The sequence below is a fragment of the Corallococcus sp. CA054B genome (assembly GCF_003611625.1).
Classification (GTDB): domain Bacteria; phylum Myxococcota; class Myxococcia; order Myxococcales; family Myxococcaceae; genus Corallococcus; species Corallococcus coralloides.
The window spans coordinates 1-15,787 of sequence record NZ_RAVY01000021.1; the positions used below are offsets into that span (position 1 = coordinate 1).

At 69.7% G+C, this 15,787-nt stretch carries 12 protein-coding genes; 5 read left to right on the forward strand and 7 right to left on the reverse strand.

Annotated elements, in window-relative coordinates:
* Together lanM and D7V80_RS07885 are read right to left on the reverse strand one after the other, a co-directional pair.
* On the reverse strand, positions 1–1,239 hold a 1,239-nt coding region (gene lanM, locus D7V80_RS07880), incomplete at its 3' end, for a type 2 lanthipeptide synthetase LanM (protein WP_120587567.1).
* A gap of 184 nt (positions 1,240–1,423) precedes the next feature.
* Positions 1,424–1,645 carry a mersacidin/lichenicidin family type 2 lantibiotic gene (locus D7V80_RS07885; protein WP_120587568.1) on the reverse strand — a complete coding sequence of 74 codons (222 nt, stop codon included), beginning with the start codon at positions 1,643–1,645 and terminating at the stop codon, positions 1,424–1,426.
* A 170-nt stretch (positions 1,646–1,815) separates the two neighbouring features.
* Between D7V80_RS07885 and D7V80_RS07890 the strand changes: the two genes are divergently transcribed.
* Both D7V80_RS07890 and D7V80_RS07895 read left to right on the forward strand, forming a co-directional pair.
* Positions 1,816–2,703, forward strand: coding sequence for a sulfotransferase (locus tag D7V80_RS07890; RefSeq protein ID WP_120587569.1), 888 nt, complete (start codon positions 1,816–1,818; stop codon positions 2,701–2,703).
* A 123-nt stretch (positions 2,704–2,826) separates the two neighbouring features.
* Complete coding sequence (locus D7V80_RS07895; RefSeq protein ID WP_120587570.1) at positions 2,827–4,413, forward strand: SDR family NAD(P)-dependent oxidoreductase; 1,587 nt, start codon at positions 2,827–2,829, stop codon at positions 4,411–4,413.
* Positions 4,414–4,426: 13 nt separating this feature from the next.
* Here D7V80_RS07895 and D7V80_RS07900 read toward each other — a convergent pair whose 3' ends face one another.
* Positions 4,427–5,431 (reverse strand): glycosyl hydrolase, encoded by a 1,005-nt coding sequence (locus D7V80_RS07900; RefSeq protein ID WP_120587571.1) that lies wholly within the window; start codon positions 5,429–5,431, stop codon positions 4,427–4,429.
* A 164-nt stretch (positions 5,432–5,595) separates the two neighbouring features.
* On the opposite strand from D7V80_RS07900, the gene ileS reads away from it, so the two are divergent.
* Together ileS and D7V80_RS07910 are read left to right on the forward strand one after the other, a co-directional pair.
* The gene (gene ileS, locus D7V80_RS07905) at positions 5,596–9,339 is read left to right on the forward strand and encodes an isoleucine--tRNA ligase (RefSeq protein WP_120587572.1); all 3,744 of its coding nucleotides are present in this window, start codon (positions 5,596–5,598) and stop codon (positions 9,337–9,339) included.
* Positions 9,340–9,518: 179 nt separating this feature from the next.
* Positions 9,519–11,726 carry a TonB-dependent siderophore receptor gene (locus D7V80_RS07910; RefSeq protein WP_233585205.1) on the forward strand — a complete coding sequence of 736 codons (2,208 nt, stop codon included), beginning with the start codon at positions 9,519–9,521 and terminating at the stop codon, positions 11,724–11,726.
* Positions 11,727–12,190: 464 nt separating this feature from the next.
* Here the strand turns inward: D7V80_RS07910 and D7V80_RS07915 are convergent, their stop codons facing one another.
* The 3 genes from D7V80_RS07915 to D7V80_RS07925 are packed head-to-tail and all read right to left on the reverse strand — an operon-like array spanning position 12,191 to position 14,309.
* Complete coding sequence (locus D7V80_RS07915) at positions 12,191–13,747, reverse strand: PepSY domain-containing protein (protein ID WP_120587573.1); 1,557 nt, start codon at positions 13,745–13,747, stop codon at positions 12,191–12,193.
* The gene (locus D7V80_RS07920) at positions 13,744–14,025 is read right to left on the reverse strand and encodes a hypothetical protein (RefSeq protein WP_120587574.1); all 282 of its coding nucleotides are present in this window, start codon (positions 14,023–14,025) and stop codon (positions 13,744–13,746) included. Before D7V80_RS07920 ends, D7V80_RS07915 begins: the two co-directional genes overlap by 4 nt.
* Positions 14,022–14,309, reverse strand: coding sequence for a hypothetical protein (locus tag D7V80_RS07925; RefSeq protein WP_120587575.1), 288 nt, complete (start codon positions 14,307–14,309; stop codon positions 14,022–14,024). Before D7V80_RS07925 ends, D7V80_RS07920 begins: the two co-directional genes overlap by 4 nt.
* Positions 14,310–14,490: 181 nt before the next feature.
* Between D7V80_RS07925 and D7V80_RS07930 the strand changes: the two genes are divergently transcribed.
* Positions 14,491–14,865 (forward strand): GFA family protein, encoded by a 375-nt coding sequence (locus tag D7V80_RS07930; RefSeq protein WP_120587576.1) that lies wholly within the window; start codon positions 14,491–14,493, stop codon positions 14,863–14,865.
* 3 nt (positions 14,866–14,868) lie between these two features.
* On the opposite strand, the gene D7V80_RS07935 is transcribed toward D7V80_RS07930, so the two are convergent.
* Positions 14,869–15,741, reverse strand: coding sequence for an oxidoreductase (locus tag D7V80_RS07935; protein ID WP_120587577.1), 873 nt, complete (start codon positions 15,739–15,741; stop codon positions 14,869–14,871).
* Positions 15,742–15,787 lie beyond the last annotated feature (46 nt).

Here is a 15,787-nt window from a genome sequence, read left to right on the forward strand (position 1 = left end):
CAGCAGCCCGATGCTGAGCACCGACTGGTCCAGCACCAGCGCGGCCCGGTGCATCGCCGTGTCCCCTTCGCCCAGGGACGGCCGGTGGTGGAACAACCCCTCCAGGTCCACCAGCACCGGGTGCTCGCCCGCGGCCAGCAGGTTCCCGTAGTGGAAGTCCACCGCGCGCAGCAGGTACAGCAGCGCCAGGTGGCTGCCCTGCCGCCAGTAGAAGCGCTCCACGGCCTCGCGCGTGTCGCAGCCTCCCGTCTCGACGTGCTCCACCCAGCCGTAGCCCTCGCGCATCAGCACCTTCAGCCGCCGATGCGGGTGGCGCAGGCCGCCCTGCTCCAACCAGCCCAGCAGCTCCTGGTAGCGCGCTTCAATCTCCAGGGACCGGGGCTTGTAGACGACCCGCAGGCCGGAGCCGAACGTCAGGAGCACCACGCTGCGCCCGCCGCGGTGCAGGTCCCCTGCCCCGGTCCGCACCGACACCAGCGCCCCGGGCGCGCGCCCTCCGTCCAGCACCGCGCCCAGTTGCTCCCGGTCCTCCGCCACCCGCGTCAGCAGCTCCAGGCTGCTCTGGAGCCAGCGCTCCAGGGTCGCCACCAGCAGCCGCGCCAGCACCGGGTACTCCTCCAGGAACGTGCCCAGCCGGCCCGGCCCCTCCAGGGTGCGCACGGCGAAGTCCGCGAACCGCGCCTGGGGTGTGTCCCCCCGCAGCTCGCCGCGCATGCGGGCCACGTTGAGCTCCAGCACCAGGGCCCGGGTCGCGTGGCTCATCAGCCGCTGGTCCAGCGACTCCACCAGCTGGGCCTCCGCGCGCGGGGCGAGCAGCGCCTCCGCGGAGCCCCCGTGGCGCGCGGCCAGCGCCTCCACTCCGGCCCTCAGCTGGCGAAGCCCCCACTGGAGGAAGCGGCGGGTCAGGGCGGGCACGCGCATCCGCTGACCGGCGTCCGGCGTCGGCGTTGGCGGCGGCGGCGGAGAAGGGAGGACGACGTCCGCGCAGCCGTCCTCCAGCACCTCGCGCAAGAGCGGCAGCCACCCCAGCGCGTCCGTCCGCGCGGTGCCGCGGGCGAGCAGCCGCTGGAACGACGCGGCATCCAGCCCCGCGCTGCGCAGCCGCTCCTCGAAGGAGGTGTCATCGCTCAGCGTGCTCTTCTTCCACGCCTGGAACCGCTGCTCGGCCTGCTGGAGCTCCTCGGCCGCGAGCTCCTCTCCCGCGGACAGGGCCCGCTCATGGAGGAACGCCGACTTCATCCAAGCTTCAGCCCCTACGAAATCTCGCATGCGTGCCCTGCGCTCCATTCACCGGCAACCCCGCGCCGCAAGGAGCATGGCACTTCCGGGCGGAGACGAAAAAGGCACGGGAGCCGGAGCCCCCGCGCCTCAGGAAGAGCAGGCCGCTCCCCAGCCAGGGAGCGGCGCCGCCATCCAACGGTTTTCAGCAACCACACTCGGTGGTGAGGGTGCAGATGTAGCCACAGGAGTTGCGGTGGCTGACGGCCTGCGCGCCGCCCACGACGTCCATCAGGTCGCCCTCGTTCAGCTCATTCATCGTCGGGCCTGAGGGGCTCGCGGGCAGCTCGGCGAGCTGCTCGACGGTGAGGGTGGCGCGGAACGACGGGTCCTTCCAAGCACGGATGATCATGTCCTGGGTCATCATGGGGGGCCGCCTCCTTTATGACGGCTTCGCCAGGATAGCGCGGGCATCCCGCAATACAAAGACAGTGGTTCAGGCATGGATTCCACCTGAAACATGCGACTTGCCGGGGTCGGGTGCGTCACGGACAATCCCGGGCGGCGAGGCCGGGCCTCCGCCATCGGAGCCTCACCATGAAAAGGTCGCTGGTGTTCCTGACCGGGCTGCCCCGGAGCGGCTCGACGCTGCTGTGCAACATCCTGGGGATGCACGCCCAGATTCACGCGACCCCGACCTCGCCCCTGTCGTCCCTGGTGGAGTCGATGCGGCAGAGCTGGAGCCAGGACGCCGCGCTGCTCGCGCAGCTCGACACGGACTTCGAGCAGGTCTACCGGCGGCTGGGGCGTGCGACCCGCGCGTTCATGGAGGCCTGGTCCAGCGACACGGAGCAGCCCTTCACGGTGGACAAGAGCCGCTACTGGCTCTTCATCGTGGAGACGCTCCGGGAGCTCTACCCGGACTTCAAGATGATCGTCTGCCTGAGGGACCTGCGGGACATCTACAAGAGCATCGAACTCCAGCACCGCAAGACGCTGCTGCTGACCTTCCCCGGTCAGTTGGAGCAGAACCTGGTGGAGGCGCGCGCGACGCAGCTGTTCGCCCACACGGGCACCGTCGGAGGGCCGCTCCGGGCGCTCGCGAACCTGAACGACGTCCCGGACCTCCGCGCGAACCTCTTCTTCTGGCGCTTCGAGTCGTTCATCAAGGACCCGAGCGGGTACACGGAGGAGCTGCTCCGGTGGCTGGGCGCGCAGCCGGAGACGCTCTCCCTGGAGCGCATCACCCAGCGGACCCACGAGAGTGACTCGCACTACCACTTCAAGTTCCCGCACCGGGTCTCACCCCAGCTGTCCGCGCCCGGGAGCTTCATGGACGCGGACCTGTCCACTCGCATCCTGAACGACATCGTCAGCCGGAACGCCTGGTTCTACCGCCAGTTCTACCGGGCCGACGGCGTCGTCCGGCTGGAGCGGGACGGGACCGCTCCGGCCGCCTCCGGGACGACCGGGAAGGCCCCCTGAGCGGTTCCCCGGGCGCGTCATCGCCCGCCCGCGTGGTGTCCCACCGGCCGCCCTCCGGGCCGGCTCGGGCACCCTTCGCGCCGCGCCTTTCCCCGGGCCGTCCGGGAGGGTAAGCACCAGGGCGTGAAGAATCCGGCCGTCGAGAACCTCCCGCCCCCGTCCGACACCGAAACGGCCCTGCCGCCCGACGTCTCCGTGGAGGACGTGCGCCGCGCCACGGCGCTGCTCGGCACGCTCGCCGAGCACCGCGCGCTGCTGCACCACCTGCCCCAGGAGGACCACCACGCCCTGATGGCCGCCGCGGGCCGGCTCATCCACCCGGACAAGGCCACGAAGTCGCGGATGGTCAACGCGCTCCGCAAGGAGAAGAAGGACGCGCTGCGCGCCAACGACCGCGCCGTGCGCTCCAGCACGGAGATCCGCGTGCTGCGCAAGGCGCCGGTGCTCACCCTGCCCGTGCTGCCCGCGCCGCCCCCGGAAGCCGCGCCGGAGCGCCTGCTGGAGGTGCCGCGCAAGTGCTACGTGTGCAAGGTGGAGTTCCGCAAGGTCCACTTCTTCTACGACGCCATGTGCATCCCGTGCGGGGACCTGAACTACGCCCGGCGCACGCAGCGCGCGGACCTCAAGGGCCAGGTGGCGCTCATCACCGGCGCGCGGGTGAAGATTGGCTTCCAGGCGTCACTGATGCTGCTGCGCTCGGGGGCGACGGTCATCGCCACCACGCGCTTCCCCCAGGACGCGGTGCACCGCTACGCGCGCGAGCCGGACTTCGCGGACTGGGCCCACCGGCTCCAGGTGCACGGCCTGGACCTGCGTCACGCGCCCAGCGTGGAGCTGTTCGCGCGCCACATTGAACAGACGCACGAGCGGCTGGACATCCTCATCAACAACGCCGCGCAGACCGTGCGCCGGCCGCCGGGCTTCTACCAGCACCTGCTGGACGGTGAGCTGCGCGACGTGGGCACCCTGCCCCCCCAGCTGCGCGCACTGCTCGCGGGCCACGAGGCCTGCGTCGCCGCGCTCCGTCCCGCGCTGGGCCCGGGCGACGTGGGCAACGCGTCACTGCCCGTGGCGAACTGGCGCAGCAGCGACCCGGCGCTGGGCATCCACTCCTCCGCCGCGCTGTCGCTGCTGCCCTACGCCATGGAGCAGGAGGGCGACACGCACGCCCTCTTCCCGCAGGGAAGGTTGGACGCGGACCTCCAGCAGGTGGACCTGCGGGCCACGAACTCCTGGCGCCTCAAGCTGTCGGAGGTGCGCACCGCGGAGATGCTGGAGGTGCACCTGGTGAACGCGGTGGCACCCTTCATCCTGTGCGGGAAGTTGAAGCCGCTGATGCTCAAGGACCGCTCGCGGCCGGGCCACATCGTCAACGTGTCCGCCATGGAGGGCAGCTTCTCCCGCTGGACGAAGACGGACCGGCACCCGCACACCAACATGGCCAAGGCCGCGCTGAACATGATGACGCTGACGTCCGCGCCGGACTACGCGCGGGACAACATCTTCATGAACGCGGCGGACACCGGCTGGGTGACGGACGAAGACCCCGCCCGCTTCGCCGAGCGCAAGACGCAGGAGCTGGACTTCCAGCCCCCGCTGGACATCGTGGACGGGGCCGCGCGCGTCGTGGACCCCATCATGACCGCCGTGAACACCGGCGAGTACGTCTGGGGCAACTTCTTCAAGGACTACCGCCCCACGGACTGGTGAGCCTCGGGGCTCCTCAGCGCAGCGCGCCCCAGTTGTAGGTCGCGTTGCTCCCGCCGGTCAGCACGCGCCAGTACGTGCTGTAATACCCATACGTGTCCTTGATGGCCTTGTAGTTGCTGGACACGTTCCAGTCATTGGGGCTCGTCGTGCCCAGGTTGTAGACGAGCGAGTCGCCCCAGATGGAGTAGATGGCCCACGGGCGCGCGTCCAACTCGGACACCGTGCCGTAGCGGCTGTCACCCCAGCGCACCGGCAGCTTGTCCGTCTCCGCCAGCATGCGCGGTTTGTTGTAGCCCGCGAGCCCCGTATAGTCGTGCGTGATGTTCCAGAGCTGCTTGTACTGAGCAGGGTCCTGGTTCGCCCACCAGAACGGTGACGCACTCCCCTTCTTGTCCATCTCGTGGAAGGGGCGGTACAGCACCGGCACGCCCTGCTGCTGGAGGTACGCGAGCTTGTCCGCCGCGAAGGACAAGTCCCTCAGCAGCGCCTGATACTCCGCCGTGTTGGCCTGCCAGTTGATGACCCGGCCGAACCAGTTGGAGTCCATCCATGACTGCCGGAAGTTGTTCGGCCAGCTCTTCACCGGCGCGCCCGGATAGGACATGTGGAAGCTGAACCCCACGATGCCCTCGCCGTAGCTGAAGCGGTCGCGCGCGAAGCCCACCGCGTAGTCCACGTACGCTTCCGCGTAGGTGTTCCGGTAATTGCCCGGCCCGAAGTCGAACTCCACGAAGCCCGGGCGGCGGCCAGAAATGTCCCCCACCTTCACCCAGTACTCGCCCGCGTAGGCCTCCTTCTGGGCCTCGCAGTGCTGGCCCATGATGGTCTGCTTCGTCCCGCCGTTGCGGCTGTTGTTCTCCAGGTCCGTCAGCAGGTTGTAGACCTTCTGCGCCTGCGCCGTGGGCCCCGGCGTGCTCAGCGTCCGGGACACCTGGGCGCTCGCGCGGCTTGCGCCCAGGCACAGCACCAGCGCCGCCAGAAGGCAAAAGAGGGATGGCTTCAGGGGGACGTGCGTCACGCGGGACCTCCAGTGGCTGCCCGGGGAGCGGCCAGGGTGCCACCTCCCACACGCGAATTACACGGATTTCAGCTTAGACAAATCTGTCCACCGGCGTGCGGGCGGGTTCGCAAGGCCCTGGATTCACTGCCAAGGGGCCGGGCCGGTGGTATCAAGCGGCCACCATGCCTGAAACGCCTTCGCCCCTGTTCAACGCGGTCCCCGTGGAGATGGACTTCCCGGCCGAGGAGCGCCGCATCCTGGCCTTCTGGAAGGAGCGCGGCATCTTCGAAAAATCGCTCAAGGCGAACGAAGGCAAGCCCTCCTTCGTCTTCTACGAAGGCCCGCCCACCGCGAACGGCCTGCCCCACAACGGCCACGTCCTCACGCGCGTCATCAAGGACCTGTTCCCGCGCTACCAGACCATGCGGGGCCACTACGTGCCGCGCAAGGCGGGCTGGGACACGCACGGCCTGCCGGTGGAGGTGGAGGTGGAGAAGGAGCTCCGCATCCACGGCAAGGCGGAGATTGAGAAGTACGGCGTGGAGCCCTTCACGGAGCGCTGCATCGAGTCCGTGTTCCGCTACACGTCGGAGTGGGAGCGGCTGACCCAGCGCATCGGCTTCTGGGTGGACCTCAACGAGGCCTACGTCACCTATCACCGAGGCTTCGTGCAGAGCGTGTGGTGGGCGCTCTCCGAGCTCTACAAGAAGGGCCTGCTGTACCAGGGCCACAAGGTGGTCTGGTGGTGGCCGCGCGGCGGCACCGCGCTGTCCGCGGCCGAAGTGGGCCTGGGCTACAAGACGGTGGACGACCCCAGCGTCTACGTGGCCTTCCCGCTGCGCGATGCTCCGGACACGTCGCTGCTCATCTGGACGACGACGCCCTGGACGCTGCCGTCCAACATGTACGCGGCCGTGAACCCGTCCGTGGACTACGTCACGGTGGACGCGGGCGACCGCAAGCTCATCCTCGCCGCCGCGCTGCGCGAGGAGCTGGCCAAGAAGCTGAAGAAGGACCTGCCCGTGCTGTCCACGCAGAAGGGCAGCGACCTGGTCGGCAAGCGCTACACGCCGCCCTTCGACACGTACTTCGCGAAGGAGGCGGACGCCACGCTGCCCCTGAAGGACGGCGGACAGGACACGGTGGGCTGGCGCGTGATTCCGGCGGACTTCGTCACGCTGGACAGCGGCACGGGCATCGTCCACACGGCGCCCGCCTTCGGCGAGGACGACTACAAGGCCTACCGCAAGGACGCCACGCGCTTCCAGGACCCGGACGCGCTGGGCATGCGCTGCGCGGTGAAGCCGGACGGCACGTTCTCCGAAGAGGTGCCGCTCGTCGCCGGCCGCTTCGTGAAGGACGCGGACAAGGACCTGCAGCGCAACCTGAAGGAGCGCGGGCTGCTCATCCACACGGAGCAGTACCGCCACGAGTACCCCTTCTGCTGGCGCGCGGACGAAGACCCGCTCATCCAGTACGCCCGCCCCGCCTGGTACATCCGCACCACCTCCGTCATCGAGCAGGCCAAGGCGAACAACCAGCAGGTCAACTGGGTCCCGGAGAACATCAAGGACGGTCGCTTCGGCGACTTCCTGGCCAACAACGTGGACTGGGCCCTGTCGCGCGAGCGCTACTGGGGCACGCCGCTGCCGCTGTGGATCCACTCCGAAACGGGTGAGACGGAGGCCGTGTCCTCCATCGCGGAGCTGCGCCAGAAGCCGGGCAACAACGTGGCCGCCGTGGAGGCGGAGCTGAAGGCGTTCCTCGCCGGCAAGCCGCACGAGGCCAACGCGGAGCACCTGCTGGTCCACAAGCCGTGGATCGACAAGGTGACGTACGAGAAGGCCGGCGCCAGCGGGAAGTTCCAGCGCGTCCCCGAAGTGGTGGACGTGTGGTTCGACTCCGGCTGCATGCCCTTCGCGCAGTGGGGCTTCCCGCACGCGGAAGGCTCCAAGGAGATCTTCAACCGCGCGTTCCCGGCGGACTTCATCTCGGAGGCCATCGACCAGACGCGCGGCTGGTTCTACTCGCTGCTGATGGTGAGCACGCTGCTCTTCGACGAGGAGACGCAGAAGCGCATGGGCCTGACGCCCAAGCGCGAGTGGCCCATGCCGTACAAGAGCTGCATCGTTCTGGGCCACGTCTCCGACAAGGAGGGCAAGAAGGAGTCCAAGTCCAAGGGCAACTACACCCCGCCGGAGATCATCCTGGACGAGGTGCGCATGGACTTCGCGGTGCTCACCGCCACGGAGGCCGGCGTCCCCGCGGAGCCCGGCGTGGCGCTCATCGCGCGCGAGGACCTGGAGGGCCTGGACACGCAGGAGGGCGCCAAGGTGCTGCTCTTCCGCCCGGACCGGCCGGAGAAGCCCGTCACGGTGACGCTGAAGGTACACAAGAAGCTCAAGCGCCGCGTGGTGCTGCTGGCGCCGCAGGAGCTCCAGCAGTTGGACGTGAAGCCCTCCGCGCGCGGCGTGGACGTGATGCCGGTGGAGGTGCCCCGGCTTGCGGCCACCGAGCGCATCGTGCTCAAGGACCCCGCCACCAAGGCGCCCGGCGCGGACGCGTTCCGGTGGTTCTTCTACGCGGCCAGCCCCACCTGGTCCAACACGCGCCACTCGCTGGCGAACGTGCGGCTGTTGCAGAAGGACTTCCAGGTCAAGCTGCGCAACGTCTACTCGTTCTTCACCATCTACGCGAACATCGACGGCTTCAACCCGGCGAAGGGCACCGCGTCCAGCGCGGAGGCCCCGTGGCTGGCCATCCGCAAGAGCCAGGGCTGGCGCGAGGTGAAGGCCCGGCCGGTGCTGGACCGGTGGATCCTCTCCGAGGTGCAGCTCACCCTGCGCGACGTGGCCAAGGCGCTGGACACCTATCAGGTGTACGACGCGGCCCAGCGGATGGTGGCGCTGGTGGACGCGCTGTCCAACTGGTACCTGCGCCGCAGCCGCGAGCGCTTCTGGGCGCCGGGGTTCGAACAGGACAAGCAGGACGCGTACTTCACGCTCTACGAGGCATTGACGACCATCACCGCCATGTCAGCCCCCTTCATCCCGTTCTTCGCGGATGACATGTGGGGCAACCTGGTGGGCAAGCCGTGGGGCGCGTCGCAGCCGGAGAGCGTGCACCTGGCGAGCTTCCCGGACGTGGACGCGAGCCTCATCGACGAGGGGCTGGCCGCGGAGATGGGCGCCGTGCGCGAGCTGGTGTCGCTGGGCCTCAAGGTCCGCACGGACAACCGCCTCAAGGTGCGCCAGCCGCTGTCGCGCGCGGACGTCATCCTGTCGCGCCGCGAGCTGACGGAGCGCGTGGCGGTGTACCAGGCGCTCATCAGCGACGAGCTGAACGTGCACACCGTGAAGCTGGTGGAGCCGGGCAGCCCGGAGGCGGACGTGGTGCGCTACCGCGTGCGGCCCAACCTGCGCGCCATGGGCAGCCGGCTGGGCCCCAAGCTCGCGCCGGTGCGCAAGGCATTCGACGCGGGTGATGGCCGCGCGCTGCACCAGGAACTGCTCACCACGGGCAAGGTCGCCCTGAACGTGGGCGGCGAGGACATGGTCTTCCCCGCCGAGGAGCTGGAGACGCTGGTGGAGGCGCAGCCGGGCTACGCCGCCGCGGGCGGAGGCGTGGGCGTGGTGGTGATGCACACGCAGCTCACGGAAGCCCTGGTGGACGAAGGCTTGGTGCGCGAGCTGCTGGCGCGCGTGCAGGGTTCCCGCAAGGACATGAACCTGGGCTACACCGACCGCATCCGCCTGTGGGTGGACGGCGATGACCGCGTGAAGCGCGTCGTCGACGCGGCCCGCGACGAGATTGCTCGCGAGACGCTCGCCTCCGAAATCCACGTGGGCCCCCAGGGGCTCACCGGCACGGTGGAGGAGGCCAGCCTCAACGGCCTCCCCGCGAAGATTCGCGTCGAGCGCGCCTGAAGCCCGGGCCACCGGAGAGCTGGGCAAGACGGCTCCGGGTAGACACATACCCGGGGCCGTAAAAGCAGACATCCGGTGTGGCGCGGCGAGGACCGGGAGGGCGTGGGCGACTCCCGGCTTGCCGCCTCAGGGGGCGGGTGTTACGAGACGGCCCCCTGATTTCGCAAATCATTCTCAACATGCCCACTCCGTTCCGCAGCCGTCCGCGCCGCCTCGTCCCGGGGGCGCTGCTTGGCGCCTCCATCTCCCTCGCCTCCCCTGCCCTGGCGCAGGAGCCCGTCGCGCCCCAAGAAGCGCCGGCTCCGGCTCCGGAGGTCCCGGCGCCTGACGCCGCTCCCATGGACGACGGCGTCTACGATCTGCCCACGGTGGTGGTGGAGAGCGAGCGCGCCAACGGTCCGGTGCTGGGCTACACCGCGCGCCGCAGCGGCAGCGGCACGAAGACGGACACGGCGATTGGCGACACGCCGCAGTCGGTGTCGGTGGTGGGCCGGACGCAGATGGACGCGCAGCAGGTGCAGTCCGTGACGGAGGCCACGCGCTACACGCCGGGCGTGCGCTCGGACACGTTCGGCGCGGATCCGCGCAACGATTGGTTCCTGATTCGCGGCTTCACGTCCCAGGAGGGCGGCTACTTCCTGGACGGGCTCCAGCTGTACTCCAGCAGCTTCGCCACCTGGCGCCTGGAGACCTTTGGCCTGGAGCGCGTGGAGACCGTGCGCGGTCCCTCCTCCGTGCTGTACGGCGGCACGTCTCCGGGCGGCCTGCTCAACATGGTGGGCAAGCGTCCGCCGGTGGAAGGGCACATCCGGCACGTGGAGCTGAGCGTCAACGAGTTCGCCAACGGCTACGCGGCCGTGGACCTGGGCGGCGCCATCGACTCGGGCAACCACTGGCGCTACCGGGTGACGGCGCTGGCGCGCGGCGGCGGCACGCAGGTGGAGGAGACGGACAACAACCGGCTCTTCATCGCGCCGGCCCTCACCTGGGCGCCGTCGGAGAACACGGCGCTGACGGTGCACGGCAGCTTCATGGCGGACCGCACGCAGGGTCAGAACTTCCTGCCCTACGTGGGCACCGTGGTGGACGCGCCCTATGGCCGCATCCCCACCGACCTCTTCACCAGCGACAAGAGCCTGGACCACTTCCAGCGCAACCAGTCCTGGGCGGGCTACGAGTTCTCCCACCGCTTCAACAACACCTTCACGCTGCGGCAGAACCTGCGCTACGCGCACCTGGACCTGGACTTCCAGACGCTCTACGGCGTGGGCTACGTGGGTGAGCCGGCGGACGCGCGGCTGTCGCGCGGCAACTTCGTCACCCGGCCGACCGCGAACCTCTTCACGGTGGACACGCAGGGCGACGTGCGCTTCAGCACCGGCCCCGTGCGCCACCTGGTGCTCGCGGGCGTGGACTTCAAGAACTACGTGCTGAACGACGAGCAGGGCTACCAGGCGGGCGCTCCGCTGGGCCTGCTCAATCCCGTGCGCGGCGACTACACGCCCACGGAGACTCGCTACACGCTGAACCAGTCCACGCAGAACCAGCTGGGCGTCTACCTCCAGGACCAGCTGCGCATCGGCGACCGGCTGAGCCTGGTGCTGAGCGGGCGTCATGACTGGGTGGGAATGGACGTGGACAACGAGCTCGCGCCCACGTCCAGCTACGACGGCAGCGAGAGCGCCTTCAGCGGTCGCGCGGGTCTGCTCTACCGCTTCGACGTCGGCGTCGCGCCGTACGTGAGCTTCTCCAAATCGTTCAACCCGGTGGCCGGGACGAAGTCGGACGGCTCGCTCTTCGAGCCGGAGAAGGGCCAGCAGCTTGAAGCGGGCGTGAAGTACCAGCCGGATGTGTTCCCGGTGCTGGTGGGCCTGTCGGTGTTCGAGCTGAAGCGTCAGAACTTCGTGACGACGGACGGCTCCTTCAACCAGCTGCAGATTGGCGAGGTCCGCTCGCGAGGCTTCGAGGTGGAGGCCAACGCCACGCTGCTGCGCGGGCTGTGCCTGATTGGCTCCGCGTCGCTGTACTCGCTGGAGATCACCGAGGGCGCGGACTTCGAGCTGGGCAAGCGCCCGGTGGGTGTGCCGGAGGTGCTGGCGTCGCTGTGGCTGGACTACACGTTCCAGGACGGAGTGCTGCGCGGCTTCGGCGCGGCGGCGGGCGTGCGCGGCGTGGGCAGCTCCTACGCGGACCGCGAGAACACGCTGGAGGTCCCGGGCTTCACGCTGGTGGACGCGAGCGTGCACTTCGAGCGCGGCCCGTGGCGCGCGGCCATCAACGCCTCCAACGTGGCGGACAAGACCTACGTGTCCTCCTGCAGCTCCGCGACGGCCTGCTTCTACGGCGAGCGCCGCCGCGCGTCCGCCACGGTCGGCTACACTTGGTAGCCGCCGCAAGGACCTGAAGCCCTCTTGCATCCAAAAGGGGCCCTCGCCTGGCATGTCTCCGCCAGCAAGGGCCCCAAGTCGTTCCCAGATGCCCACGGGCCCCACGGTCACGCGTTGACGGGGCTTCTCCCCGAGCGACAGGCCCACGGACACGCAGCTTGTCCCCATGGGTGAGAAGCTGAGAACCCCATCGGGACGCCCCGCCAGCGGCGCGCCGAAAAAACCTGTCCGACAGTCGGACAGGTTTTGAGAGTCCGTGGACCTGGGCGCCGCCCTGCCTGGGCAGCGGGAACCTGTCCGACTGTCGGACAAGTTTTGGGAGACCGTGCACAGAGCGGCGCCTCGGATGCGAGGTGGACCGCATGGGCACTTGGGGCCTGGCGCGCATCGTGCACCTCAGGCCTCACGACCGCGCAACTGGGAAGTCTCTCTGGCGCCCGCCGCGCTTCGCGGCCGCTCGGGCCTCACGCTTTGACGAGGGGACCTTCAGGCGCGGCGCCACCAGACACAGGCTCCGCCGTCTTGCGCCTGCGCAGGCCCCATGCGAGCCCGCCGCACCCCAGCGCCATCGCGGCCAGGAACGCCTCCGCCATGAACACCGGGGGCAGTCCGCGCGACAGCGCCGTGAACAGGTTCGCGTCCTGCGTCACGACGTCGCCCACCACCACCGCGCCGAACAGCACCGCGGCAACTGCGGACAGCATGCTGCCCACCCTGCGCGACGACCCACGCGGCACGAGCGCGATGACGACTCCGAGCGCCCACGCGCCCAGGAACAGGCCGAACTCCCAGTCCGCCCGCCGCGCCATCGCCCACGGCAACACCCGGTTCGCGACGCAGTACACCGCCGTTCCGAACGCGAGCCCCGCGGACACGCCCACCGTCAGCCGCTCCAGCACGCGGTTGCCCCTCCGCGCACGCAGCGGGTCCCGGCGCTCCAGCCAGATGAGGTTTCCCGTGACGAGCACCGCGCACATCGCCAGCGAGAGCAGCGCGTAGAGCGGCTTCATCAGCGCCTCCGCGAACCGGCCCGCGTGCAGGTCGAAGAGCAGCCGCTCGAAGGTGAAGTTCGGCGTGCGGGACTCCACGCTCGACCCGAACGTCTCCCCGCTCACGCTGTCCACGTGCGCGAAGTGGTCCGGCCCCAGCGGGGCCAACTGGAAGTACACGCCCGCCCAACCGCGCGCATCGCCGTGGTTGTGAAGCTCCACGTAGCGCGGCGTGCCCTCCGCGCCCGGCACCGACGCGCGCGCCCGGTCCACCACCGTGTCCAGCGACAACATGGGCGCGTCCTTCCCCGCCGCCTCCCGCACGGGCACGCTGTAGCCGCGCAGCTTCGTCACCCGGTCCACCTGCCCCCGGTACACCGTGCTCCCGAAGCCCTGCGCCGCAAGCCCCGCCAGGCACAGCACCGCCCCCGTCCACGCCAGCATCGCGGTGAACGGCAGCCCGAAGACGCCCAGCACCTTGTGCGCGTCCGACGCGGAGAAGCGCGGCTTCACCGTGGGCCGGAAGCGCCACCACTGCGCGCGCAGGTCCTTCAGGTGGATCCACAGGCCGCTGACCAGCGCCACCAGCAGCGCCACCGATACCAGCCCCGAGAACTCCATCCCCCAGGGCACCCGGTAGAAGAAGTGCATCCAGTACAGCTCACTCGCCAGCCGGCTGCGCTCCGGCAACGCGGTGCCGGTGACGGGGTCCAGCCACAACACTCGCATCCCCGTGGGCTCGAAGAGGTACGCGGTGATGAACCGCGTCTCCTCGTGCGTGAGCATTCCCACATGAGAGCCACGCGGCAGCGGCCCCTGCTCCCGCACCCGCTCGAGCATCAGGTCGAACGACGGCGGTGACTCCGAGGGCGGCGCGATGTGGAGCGCGGGCTCCTGCCACACCTCCAGCTCCTCGCGGAACATCGCGAAGACGCCACAGAAGAAGATGACGAACAGGAACAGGCTGGCGATGACGCCCGCCCACGCATGCAGGTCGAACTGGATGCGGAACGTCCGGGGCGACAGCTTCATCGCGGCCCCCGTACGAGCAGCGCGACGGCCACCGGCGCCACCACCGCCAGACACACGCCCCACGCCACCCGGCCATTCCGCGCCAGCGGCAGCGCGCACGCGAGCCCCACCCACACGGGCAGCACCACGTGGAAGCCCACCGCGAAGGCCCATGGCCCCGGCAGGAACGCCATCACCGCCGCGCCCACCGCGAACGCCGCGAGCGGAGCCCCCAGCACCGTCGCCAGCGTCCGCGCGATGGAGTGGTTCGCCGCCTTGTCACCTCGGCCCGCGCTCATCGGCCCACGCCCATCAGCGCCACCGGAACCAGCCCCGCCACGCCACTCACCCACGCGAACGTGCGCGCACGCGAAGGCCAGGGCGGGAGCACCAGCACCAGCGCCGAGGCCGCCGTCATCGCCAGCACCAGCAGCACCAGCAGCCCCGCCACCCACCCGAAGTCGCCCACGCAGCACCCCAGCGACGCGAGCCCCGGCACGGCCGCGATCCACCGCGCGCGGCCCCCCACGCCCATCCACGACACCGCCGACACGCAGAAGCACAGCGCGGCGAGGCTCAACATCGCGTCCACCGCGCGACCCCGTCTCTTGGCTCAAAGTTGATAATGATTTGCATCCTCACGACTACCCCCAGACCTGTCAAGACAGGCGGAAGGCACCCGTGCTCACGGCGCGAGCGTCGGCGCACGAACACCGTACGCGCACCGCGCTTCCAGGAAATGCCACGCTCCGGATGATGGCGGGATGAGCGAAACCGGAACCTTGAAGGGAAGCTGTCACTGCGGTGCGACGCGGTTTGAAGCGGCCGCGCCCCCCAGGGACCTCACCCGCTGCAACTGCACGTTCTGCTCCAAGCGCGGCGTGCTCTGGGCCTACTACCCGACCGAGCAGGTGAAGTTCACGAGCCGGGAGCAGGCGGGCGCGTACGACCGCAACGCGCCCGTCGTGCACCACCACTGCCAGAGGTGTGGCTGCGGGACGTGGTCGGACATTCCCGTCTGGGAGAACAACGCGCCCGTGCCGGGCCAGTTCAAGGTCGGCCTCAACGCGCGCCTGTTCGACGACTTCAACCTGGACGCGGTGCGCGTGACGTTCGTGGACGGCCGCAACCTCTGGTAGCCGTCAAAGGCGAGGGGCCGGAGCGCGGGCCTCCGGGAAGTCGGTGGACACGGAGAGGTCCTTCCACTTCTGGTCCTCCGCCTTGAGTGCGTCCAGCTTCTGCTGGGACAGCTCGAACGCGTCGCTGCCCAGCACCAGGTGCAGCGGCGGCGACGCCATCTCGGCCACCTGGAGCAGCACCTGCGCCGCGCGGTCCGGGTCTCCCGGCTCCTTGCCCGTACGCGAACGCATGTGCTGCGCGACCACGCCCACCGTGGGCGCGTACTCCGGCCGGAAGTCCGGGATGGTCATGGACGCGCCCGCCCAGTCCGTGCGGAAGCCGCCCGGCTCCAGCACCGTCACCTTCACGCCGAAGGGCGCGGTCTCCCGAGCCAACACCTCCGACAAGCCCCCTACCGCCCACTTCGCGGCCTGATACGCGCCCAGCCCCGGCGTGGACAAGCGGCCTCCCACGGACGACACCTGGATGATGTGCCCGGAGCGCTGCTCGCGGAGCACCGGCAGCGCGGCCCTCGTGACGTTCAGGACGCCGAAGAGGTTGGTGTCGAGCTGCGAGCGGAAGTCCTCGTCCGTCACCTGCTCGATGGGCGCGAGGCTGCCGTAGCCCGCGTTGTTCACCACCACATCCAGTCGGCCAAACGCCTCCACCGCGGTCCGCACCGCGGCCCTCGCCTGTTCAGGGCTCGTCACGTCCAGCGCCACCGCGCGGACCCGCTCCCCGTAACGCTCCACCAGGGAAGCCAGCTGCTCCGGCTTGCGCGCCGTGGCCACCAGCCGGTGCCCGGCCGCCAACACGGCCTCCGCGAAGCTGCGTCCCAGGCCTCGGGAAGAGCCGGTGATGAGCCAGACACGGGACGCCTCAGGGGTCGCACTCATGGCGGGGAATCCTTTCAACTAACCAGTTGGTTACATGGATATATTG

What these genes read in the sequence shown, in the direction of transcription:
- D7V80_RS07885 (WP_120587568.1), bottom strand. Translation starts at nt 1,645, where the DNA reads ATGATGACCCAGGACATGATCATCCGTGCTTGGAAGGACCCGTCGTTC.
- D7V80_RS07890 (WP_120587569.1), top strand. Translation starts at nt 1,816, where the DNA reads ATGAAAAGGTCGCTGGTGTTCCTGACCGGGCTGCCCCGGAGCGGCTCG.
- ileS (WP_120587572.1), top strand. Translation starts at nt 5,596, where the DNA reads ATGCCTGAAACGCCTTCGCCCCTGTTCAACGCGGTCCCCGTGGAGATG.
- D7V80_RS07910 (WP_233585205.1), top strand. Translation starts at nt 9,519, where the DNA reads ATGCCCACTCCGTTCCGCAGCCGTCCGCGCCGCCTCGTCCCGGGGGCG.
- D7V80_RS07915 (WP_120587573.1), bottom strand. Translation starts at nt 13,747, where the DNA reads ATGAAGCTGTCGCCCCGGACGTTCCGCATCCAGTTCGACCTGCATGCG.
- D7V80_RS07920 (WP_120587574.1), bottom strand. Translation starts at nt 14,025, where the DNA reads ATGAGCGCGGGCCGAGGTGACAAGGCGGCGAACCACTCCATCGCGCGG.
- D7V80_RS07925 (WP_120587575.1), bottom strand. Translation starts at nt 14,309, where the DNA reads ATGTTGAGCCTCGCCGCGCTGTGCTTCTGCGTGTCGGCGGTGTCGTGG.
- D7V80_RS07930 (WP_120587576.1), top strand. Translation starts at nt 14,491, where the DNA reads ATGAGCGAAACCGGAACCTTGAAGGGAAGCTGTCACTGCGGTGCGACG.
- D7V80_RS07935 (WP_120587577.1), bottom strand. Translation starts at nt 15,741, where the DNA reads ATGAGTGCGACCCCTGAGGCGTCCCGTGTCTGGCTCATCACCGGCTCT.